9 protein-coding genes are annotated in these 8,497 nt (G+C 35.5%); 5 read left to right on the top strand and 4 right to left on the bottom strand.

The features are described from left to right. Positions 1–142: 142 nt before the first annotated feature. From OEZ61_RS07525 to OEZ61_RS07515, 3 genes are all read right to left on the bottom strand, one after another. On the bottom strand, positions 143–1,051 hold the full coding sequence (locus tag OEZ61_RS07525; protein WP_057198105.1) for a diacylglycerol kinase family protein: 909 nt from the start codon (positions 1,049–1,051) through the stop codon (positions 143–145). Between the two features lie 76 nt (positions 1,052–1,127). After that, entirely contained in the window at positions 1,128–2,810 is a 1,683-nt protein-coding gene (locus tag OEZ61_RS07520; RefSeq protein ID WP_140999879.1) for a ribonuclease J, read from the bottom strand. Positions 2,811–2,812: 2 nt separating this feature from the next. Beyond that, complete coding sequence (locus OEZ61_RS07515) at positions 2,813–3,028, bottom strand: DNA-directed RNA polymerase subunit epsilon (protein ID WP_034534654.1); 216 nt, start codon at positions 3,026–3,028, stop codon at positions 2,813–2,815. 161 nt (positions 3,029–3,189) lie between these two features. Here OEZ61_RS07515 and OEZ61_RS07510 point away from each other — a divergent pair, with 161 nt between their 5' ends. Continuing rightward, positions 3,190–3,636 (top strand): hypothetical protein, encoded by a 447-nt coding sequence (locus OEZ61_RS07510; protein WP_034534655.1) that lies wholly within the window; start codon positions 3,190–3,192, stop codon positions 3,634–3,636. A gap of 32 nt (positions 3,637–3,668) precedes the next feature. On the opposite strand, the gene def is transcribed toward OEZ61_RS07510, so the two are convergent. Next, on the bottom strand, positions 3,669–4,232 hold the full coding sequence (def, locus tag OEZ61_RS07505; RefSeq protein WP_034534657.1) for a peptide deformylase: 564 nt from the start codon (positions 4,230–4,232) through the stop codon (positions 3,669–3,671). Between the two features lie 138 nt (positions 4,233–4,370). Here def and OEZ61_RS07500 point away from each other — a divergent pair, with 138 nt between their 5' ends. The 4 genes from OEZ61_RS07500 (at position 4,371) to typA (ending at position 8,333) form a co-directional block, all read left to right on the top strand. Next, positions 4,371–5,288 carry a hypothetical protein gene (locus OEZ61_RS07500; RefSeq protein ID WP_034534658.1) on the top strand — a complete coding sequence of 306 codons (918 nt, stop codon included), beginning with the start codon at positions 4,371–4,373 and terminating at the stop codon, positions 5,286–5,288. Positions 5,289–5,296: 8 nt separating this feature from the next. Continuing rightward, positions 5,297–5,572 (top strand): UPF0223 family protein, encoded by a 276-nt coding sequence (locus OEZ61_RS07495; RefSeq protein ID WP_034534683.1) that lies wholly within the window; start codon positions 5,297–5,299, stop codon positions 5,570–5,572. A 21-nt stretch (positions 5,573–5,593) separates the two neighbouring features. Next, positions 5,594–6,385 (top strand): inositol monophosphatase family protein, encoded by a 792-nt coding sequence (locus tag OEZ61_RS07490; RefSeq protein ID WP_290047282.1) that lies wholly within the window; start codon positions 5,594–5,596, stop codon positions 6,383–6,385. 109 nt (positions 6,386–6,494) lie between these two features. Continuing rightward, a complete protein-coding gene (gene typA / locus OEZ61_RS07485) occupies positions 6,495–8,333 on the top strand; it encodes a translational GTPase TypA (RefSeq protein ID WP_034534662.1) in 1,839 nt (612 codons plus the stop codon). Positions 8,334–8,497: the final 164 nt, after the last annotated feature.

The raw sequence follows: 8,497 nt of genomic DNA, 5'->3' as shown, positions 1-8,497 counted from the left end.
GAATAATAAACGAATACTAACAAAATTAGGCAACCAATCACCTGTAGAATACAGAAAATCAGTTGCCCAATTAAATAGTTAGAAAGCTGCTTTTATTTATTTGTTCAAAATAATAGTTGCAGTTCCTAATATCACTCTTTTTTTAGTATATAAATGGATATTTTGTTTTACGGTATTCTATATCGTAAAAGCGGCTTCCCAATGTTTCACCATCGGCATGAGCGTATTCCAATGATGGAATTTCAACATGAATGTTATCGCTTGTGATTCTAAAAGCAGACTTCACTTTTAACTCACGTTTGAATAACACACGCATGATTACGTAGCATAGTTGGAAAATATTTTTTCTAGTTAAGACTAGTAATTCAATGTCATTATCATTGTCATGATTTAAAGCAGTCACCATGAATGCCTTTTTAATCTTATGTTTTTCACCGTTAGCCTTAATATCTACAGGGAATGTGCTTAGGTTGTAGATAGTAGGGAAGATTGAAAGGTAGTATTCGATTCTGGTCTTTAAGTTGATCTTATGTGAAATGAAATTGTTTTTTAGGTTAAAGACGTTGGCATCTAAACCAATTCCTAAATTGTTTAAGAAAATACCACGTTGTTTTTTAATGTGTTCATCGAATAAGCCAATTTCATGATTTTCAACATGATGATTCTTGATTTGTTCAATGAAGTTATTATTCATGTTATGTTGTTGCTTCATGTGGGTGTAGAAGTTATTGTTAGCTCCGGTTGGAATAATCAATACCGGTACGTTTGGAATTGATTCATTCTTTGATTGAGCAGCATGAATACCTTCGATGGTTTCATGAACTGTTCCATCTCCACCAATCACAATAATGGCCTTAGGTAGTGAGTCATTTCTAAATGATGTAACTAAATAATGCGAAATAATGGATACGCAGTGAAGAGGGCGTCTAGTAATCTTTAGACGGTACTTAATATCGTTTGCGTCCAATTGCTTTTTAATTTCGGGCCATTGATGTTTAGCTCTTCTTTTATTAGCCACTGGATTGAAGATGACTAAATAATCAGTGTTCAACTTAAATACTCCTTTCTATGTAAAAATAAAAACGAATTCAATTAAGAATTCGTTTTTAATAAGCATCAATTTGAAATTATTTTTTATTCATAATTAACATTGGTAAAATCAAAGGATGTCTTTCGGTCTTATTATATAAGAATTCTTGTAAATCATCGATGATAGCGTTTCTGATGCTTGATTCGTTGGCATTCTTGTTACGCATAGCACGACGAATAGTTCTAAATACTAATCGTCTTCCTTCGTCTAGTAATTGACCAGACTCTCTCATATATACGAAACCTCTGGATAGTAAGTCAGGACCAGATTGAATTTCTTGATCTTTTAGGTTAATTGTAGCAACAACTACAACTAGTCCTTCTTCAGATAATAGTTGACGGTCACGTAAAACAACGTTTCCAATGTCACCAATTCCGTTACCATCAATGTAAACATCTCCGGCAGCGAAGTGACCAGCAATTCTAGCTGAATCCTTGGTTAGTGCTAAGACATCACCATTCTTCATAATGAAACTGTTTTCCATTGGAACACCACATTGTTCCGCTAGTTTAGTATGAATTTTTAGCATTCTGAATTCACCGTGAATAGGCATGAAGTATTTTGGCTTCATTAAACTAAGCATAAGCTTTTGTTCTTCTTGTCCACCGTGACCAGAAGTATGGATCTTGTTAATCTTACCATGAATAACTTTAGCACCAGCTTCTTCCAATTCGTTGATAACACGGTTAACACTAACCTTGTTACCAGGAATTGGGTTACTTGAGAATACTACAGTATCATTTGGTTGGATTGCAATTTGTCTATGAGTACCATTAGCAATTCTGGAAAGGGCAGCCATAGTTTCACCTTGAGAACCTGTACATAAGATAAGGGTCTTTTCGGCTGGAAGAGATTGTAATTCAGAAGCGTCAACGAATGTACCATCAGGAACGTTTAAGTATCCTAATTCTTGTCCATTAACAATTGCAGCTTCCATACTTCTTCCGAAAACAGCAATCTTTCTACCATGTCTTATGGCAGCGTCACAAGCTGTCTTAATTCTTGAAATATTTGATGCGAAAGTCGCAAAGATGATTCTTCCAGTTTCTTCATCAAAGATGTGTTCAACTGCAGAACCAATCCAACTTTCTGACTTAGTCCAAACAGGTCGTTCAGCGTTTGTGCTATCCGACATTAGACATAGGACACCTTCGCGTCCCAATCTTGCCATTTCTTGTAAATCAGGCGGCTGTCTCGTAACAGGGGTCAAATCAAACTTGTAATCCCCGGTTTCGACAATCACTCCAGAAGGGGTGTGAACCGCGATTCCCAAAGTATCAGGAATTGAGTGGGTGGTACGGAAGAATGAAACTTTTGTCTTGTTAAACTTTAAGACGGTTTGTGGATTAATTTCATGAATTTCAGTACTTCTCAATAATCCATGTTCTTCTAACTTGTTCTTGATTAATGCTGACGCCAATGGACCAGCGTAAATGGGAACATTTAAATCGCGGATTAGGTATGGAACACCACCGATATGATCTTCATGTCCGTGGGTGATAACTAATGCTTTGATTTTGTCCTTGTTTTTTACTAGGTATTGATAATCAGGGATAACGTAGTCGACCCCTAATAAATCATCCTCTGGGAATTTAATCCCTGCATCGATTAAGATGATTTCATCTTGAAATTGAACACCGTAAGTGTTTTTTCCAATTTCACCAAGTCCACCAACGCCATAAATAGCTGTTTCGTTATTTTTGACGTTTAGTTTGTTCATAATTATTTAAACTCCGTAATTTTAAAATCTGGGCTCTTTTGTTCGTAAGCCAAATGGTTACCTTCAAGAGGTTCAATAAATTCAATGTTGTGATCAGTGTTCTTGTCAACAAGTTCTCTTGCTTCAACTTCTGTATCACAGTCTACATAAAGTGATTTTGTGAATTCTCTCTTAGGATTAGCCTTAGTATCTTCTTGGTATAAAACTTTAAATATCATAAAAATTAAAATCTCCTTCTATGTTTTTTTTACCGATCGATTGTGTAATACACATCTAATTGTTTTTAATTTTATCATATTAATAATGATAAGTATAGTAACCAATAATTTGATAAAATGATAGAATAAAACCAGATAATATTTGCAAGGAGGCGATGATTTTGCCACTTTTTGTAGAAATTGTAATTGGCTTTATTGTCGCAGTTATAGCGTACAATTTAATCCATTATTTCTTCATTACTCGACCAATTGATAAAGGTCACAATCAAACATTAAAAATATTAAATGGATTAGTTAATAACCTCTTAGAAAAGGAAAAAAATGAAATTATAGAAGTTCATGATTTATCCAATATTTGGGGGAGAAACATATATGCGTTTGAATATGTGATTTCAAAGTGCCAAACTGATGAATCAAACGATGAACTAATCAATCAAATTAAAGAAGCGATTAACGAAGCAAATGAGTCGAAAAGATTTAACCATGATGTGGTGTTAACCGATTCGTTTGTAAGGGACAATCAGGTCCATGTTGACTTAGCATACCTATTAAATGCAGCGACATACGAGTATGTATTAGATATGCGCCAATTAAATAAGGTAAATTAAAAGACCTAACAAAATGTTAGGCCTTTTTTTGACTATTCGATGAACAAGTCATTGTCCACTTTTGAGAATGGATTTTCTTTATCAACGTGATCGTAGAATAGGGTTCCGTGTAAGTGATCAATTTCGTGTTGGCAAACAATCGCAGGATAGTTTTTAAGTCTAACTGTGTGTTCATTACCTTCAACGTCTTGATACTTAAGGGTAATTCTAGCAGCACGGTGAATGAAACCAGGAACGTCTTCATCAACTGATAGACAGCCTTCACCTTCAGTGATAGCACATCTTTGAACTGAGCTTGATAGGATGACAGGGTTGATAATGACATCCTTAAAGATTGGTTCGCCTTCACCTTCAAAGTCGTTTGGCACTAGTACAGCAGCCATCATTTCTGATACACCAACTTGAGGTGCAGCTAGACCAACTCCAGCTCTTAGTTTATATTTGGCACAAAGTTCAGGATCTTGACTTACTTCAAGATATTCCATCATGTCTTCAGCTAATTTTTTATCTTCCGCGCTAAGTGGGAATTTAACTTGTTTAGCTTGTTGTCTTAATACTTTATTTCCATCGCGAACGATGTCTTTCATTAGTATCACTTAAATGACCTCCCAAAAAGTTTATTATTGTATTATAACATAATAACGGAAATTATATGATACTAATATGATACATGAGAGTTGCTTATTTTTAGAAAATGGTATAATTACAGATACTAAATTAAACGGAGGCTCATTATGAAAACTAATTTGGTAGTTGATGGAGAGCAGCAACGAATTGAATCACTAATTGAATTCATGATTTTAGTGGATTATCCAGTTAACCTAACTATCGCAAATTTAAAGATGAATGATTTTATCAATCAACTTCAATCCAATTTGCTATGTGAACATTTTGAAGTCAAATTAGCGGATGACAAAATGGATTATCATGATTTTGACGGGTACATGTACCTATATGATTTTCCAAAGGAAACGGTAGAAGAAAAAAGCGAAGTTACTTCATTCTTATCACCTTACTTAGATCACTTTAGAAAGTCACTAAATCAAGTTATTAAGGAAGGGTTTAGCGGCAAGATTATCGTTAATGGTTTTCATGATGAAGTCTTCGCATACTTTGCAACCAAGTTTTCCGGTAAAGAAAATAACAAGGTTGTATCAACTGGGATGCTAGCAAAGACATTACTGTTAAAACACGCACTACGTCGTTACTTTGATATTAGTTTATCCGATATTAACGTCAGTGTATTAGGTAGTGAATCCAAGAACTTAATCTCATGGAGTAGGGCATACATTGGTCAATCACCAATCCTGGCCTACCTAGCCAATCCTAACAATATGTTTAGTACTGAAATATTTGCTAAAGCAGAAGAAATCATCAACAAATCCGACACACCTTGTGACGAAGTAATACAAGCAAAGGCAATTGGAGTAATTCTGGATGCCTTTTACATGGGTAATTCGTGTTTAGCAAGTGTAGGACATGTTAGCCAAATAGATGGTAAAATAGCAGTGACAAGTGAACCAATCATGTTGAACCAAACAGGACTGGTCCCAACTGTTGAATTAGTATTATCTGACAAAGAAAAACAATCTTTTGATGATGCCAAACAATATACTAATGAAATAATTGATGAAATTTTAGAAAGTAAGTAGGAATGATTATGAATAACTATTCTTATCCAATTTTTCCTGATTGGTCCAAAGAAGAATTAATGGACATGATGGCCTTATATAATGCTGTGGAAAGTGCGTACGAAGACGCCAATGGCGTTAATGCTGAAAAGGTGGTCAAACTATACAACCGTTTTAGAGAGATTAACCCTGCTAAGATGGAACAAAAACAAATTGACCGTGATTTTCAAAACATTTCGGATTACAGCATTTATAAAACTTTTCAAGCAGCCACAAAAGCTAAGACCAAAAACATAAGAATGTAATTTGTTTTAAGGAAGATATGTATGAATTATTTATGGTTAAAAAACGCAGACGAGGCAATTCAGTCTTGGTTTAAAGAAATTCGTGAATTCACCGTTAGTTCACTTAATCAGATTCATGATGTTTCCACTAAGTCTAGTCGAACTGATTTGGTTACCGAAGTTGATAAATCAAACGAACAGTTCTTTATCCAAAAGATTAGGAATTTTGATCCCGAAGCTCACATCCTAGGTGAAGAGGGCTTTGGGGATGATGTGACTAATCTAGACGGCCACGTATGGATAGTCGATCCAATCGATGGAACAATGAATTTTGTAAAGCAACACAATCATTTTGCGATAATGTTATCTTTATACATTGATGGCAAAGAAGAGCTCGGCTATATTTTAGATGTAATGAATGACAAACTTTATCACAATTGGGATGGTAAAGTTTATGAAAATGATACAGAAATTAATCCACCAGAAGATATTTCATTATCAGAAGGATTAATGGGATTAAGTGGACCATTATTAATAAATAATGAGAAAAACATGCAGGCAATCTCTAAAGCAAGTGAAGGTGCCAGAATATATGGTAGTGCAGGTATCCAGATTATTGCTGTTTTGAAGGGCGAACTAGTAGGATATATTTCCACTTTAAAGCCATGGGACATTGCAGCTGGAAAAGTGCTTTGTGATACGCTTGGTATTAAGGTGTCTGATATTGACGGAAATATAATTGATGTGGTATCATCAGACATTGTATTGGTAGCGACGAAGATTGCACAAAAGGACATACTTAATATTGTTAAGTATGGTTCTGACTGTGACTGATGTCACAGTTTTTTTATGCAAATTTAATTATTTAATGTAATAAACTTGGTCCGAGTTGCTAAGTATTAAAGAAACAAATATTTATGCTTCGAAGGGAAGGAAACTAATAATGAAGACAAGAGACGATATTAGAAATATTGCTATTATTGCCCACGTTGACCACGGTAAGACAACTTTGGTTAACGAATTACTAAAGCAATCAGATACTTTAGACGAACACGTTCAAATTGATGATCGTGCCATGGATACTAACGATATTGAAAAGGAACGTGGTATCACAATCCTTTCAAAGAATACTGCCGTTAGATACCAAGACAAACAAATTAACATCTTGGATACACCAGGACATGCTGACTTCGGTGGAGAAGTTGAACGTATCATGCGAATGGTTGATGGTGTTCTACTAGTTGTTGATGCTTTTGAAGGAACTATGCCACAAACTCGTTTCGTTTTAAAGAAAGCTTTAGATCAACACCTAACTCCAGTTGTTGTTATTAACAAGGTTGACCGTCCAGGTGCACGTCCTAGTGAAGTAGTTGATGAAGTATTAGACCTATTCATTGAATTAGGTGCTGATGATGAACAACTAGACTTCCCTGTTATCTACACTTCAGCTATGAACGGTACTTCAAGTTATGATGAAGACCTATCAACTCAAGAACACACTATGAAGCCTGTATTTGATACTATCATCAAGGCTATTCCTGCTCCTATCGACAACTCAGACGAACCATTACAATTCCAAGTTGCTATGCTTGATTATGATGATTTCGTTGGTCGTATCGGTATTGGTCGTGTATTTAGAGGTACTATCAAGGTTGGGGATAACGTTACTGTTATGAAACTTGATGGTTCAACTCAAAACTTCCGTGTTACAAAGCTTATGGGATTCTTTGGTCTAAAGAAATTAGATATTAATGAAGCTAAAGCTGGTGACTTAATCGCTGTTTCAGGTATGGATGAAATCAACGTTGGTGAATCTGTTGTAGATCCATCAAACCAAGAAGCTCTACCAATCCTAAGAATTGATGAACCAACTCTACAAATGACTTTCGGTACAAACACTTCACCATTTGCTGGTAAAGAAGGTAAGTTTGTTACTGCTCGTCAACTACAAGATCGTCTAGAAAGAGAATTACACACTGATGTTTCTCTACGTGTTGAAGAAACTGACCAACCAGGTTCATGGACTGTATCTGGTCGTGGTGAACTTCACTTATCAATCTTAATTGAAAACTTAAGACGTGAAGGTTACGAACTACAAGTTTCTCGTCCACAAGTTATTATTAGAGAAGTAGATGGTCAACAATGTGAACCATTCGAATCAGTTCAAATCGATACTCCTGACGAATACTCAGGTACTATCATCCAAACATTATCTGAAAGAAAAGGTAACATGCAAAACATGGAAAGTGTTGGAAACGGCCAAACTCGTTTGACATTCCTTGCACCTTCTCGTGGTTTGATTGGTTACTCAACTGAATTCCTATCAATCACTCGTGGTTACGGTATCATGAACCACACATTCGATAGTTACCAACCAGTTATCAAGAACTGGAACCCAGGTAGAAGAAACGGTGCCTTAGTTTCAATTAACGAAGGTAAGACTACTACTTACGCTACTATGGGTATCGAAGACCGTGGTACTATCTTCGTAGATCCAGGTACTGAAGTATACGAAGGTATGATCGTTGGTAAGAACAGTCGTGACAACGATATCTCAGTTAACATCACTAAGGGTAAGCAAATGACTAACGTTCGTGCTTCTGCTAAGGATGAAACTGCTAAGATTAAGGAACCACAACACTTAACTCTAGAAGAATCACTAGAATTCTTGAACGAAGATGAACTTTGTGAAGTAACTCCAGAAAACGTTCGTCTAAGAAAAGAAATTCTAAACACTAACGAACGTGAAAAGCAAGCTAAGCGCAAGCGTCACAACAGCTAATACTTTAGCGTTTAATAAAAAGGATGGACATTTTGTCCATGAACTGAACCCCTTGAGTTGGAGAAATCTAACCTAAGGGGTTCTTTTATGTTTTCTAAAGAATTAAAATTAGCTGCCATTAAAGATTATTATAATGGTTTAGGATTTACAAAAATTATTAATAA

Source organism: Apilactobacillus sp. EABW-1NA, assembly GCF_030398685.1.
Lineage (GTDB): Bacteria > Bacillota > Bacilli > Lactobacillales > Lactobacillaceae > Apilactobacillus > Apilactobacillus waqarii.
The sequence above is the reverse complement of the archived record's forward strand: the minus strand, read 5'-3'. Positions and strand labels throughout refer to the sequence as shown.

Excerpts from the sequence above, each read along its gene's own strand:
- OEZ61_RS07515 (WP_034534654.1), bottom strand. The coding sequence starts at position 3,028 with ATGATATTTAAAGTTTTATACCAAGAAGATACTAAGGCTAATCCTAAG.
- OEZ61_RS07490 (WP_290047282.1), top strand. The coding sequence starts at position 5,594 with ATGAATTATTTATGGTTAAAAAACGCAGACGAGGCAATTCAGTCTTGG.
- OEZ61_RS07495 (WP_034534683.1), top strand. The coding sequence starts at position 5,297 with ATGAATAACTATTCTTATCCAATTTTTCCTGATTGGTCCAAAGAAGAA.
- typA (WP_034534662.1), top strand. The coding sequence starts at position 6,495 with ATGAAGACAAGAGACGATATTAGAAATATTGCTATTATTGCCCACGTT.
- OEZ61_RS07520 (WP_140999879.1), bottom strand. The coding sequence starts at position 2,810 with ATGAACAAACTAAACGTCAAAAATAACGAAACAGCTATTTATGGCGTT.
- OEZ61_RS07500 (WP_034534658.1), top strand. The coding sequence starts at position 4,371 with ATGAAAACTAATTTGGTAGTTGATGGAGAGCAGCAACGAATTGAATCA.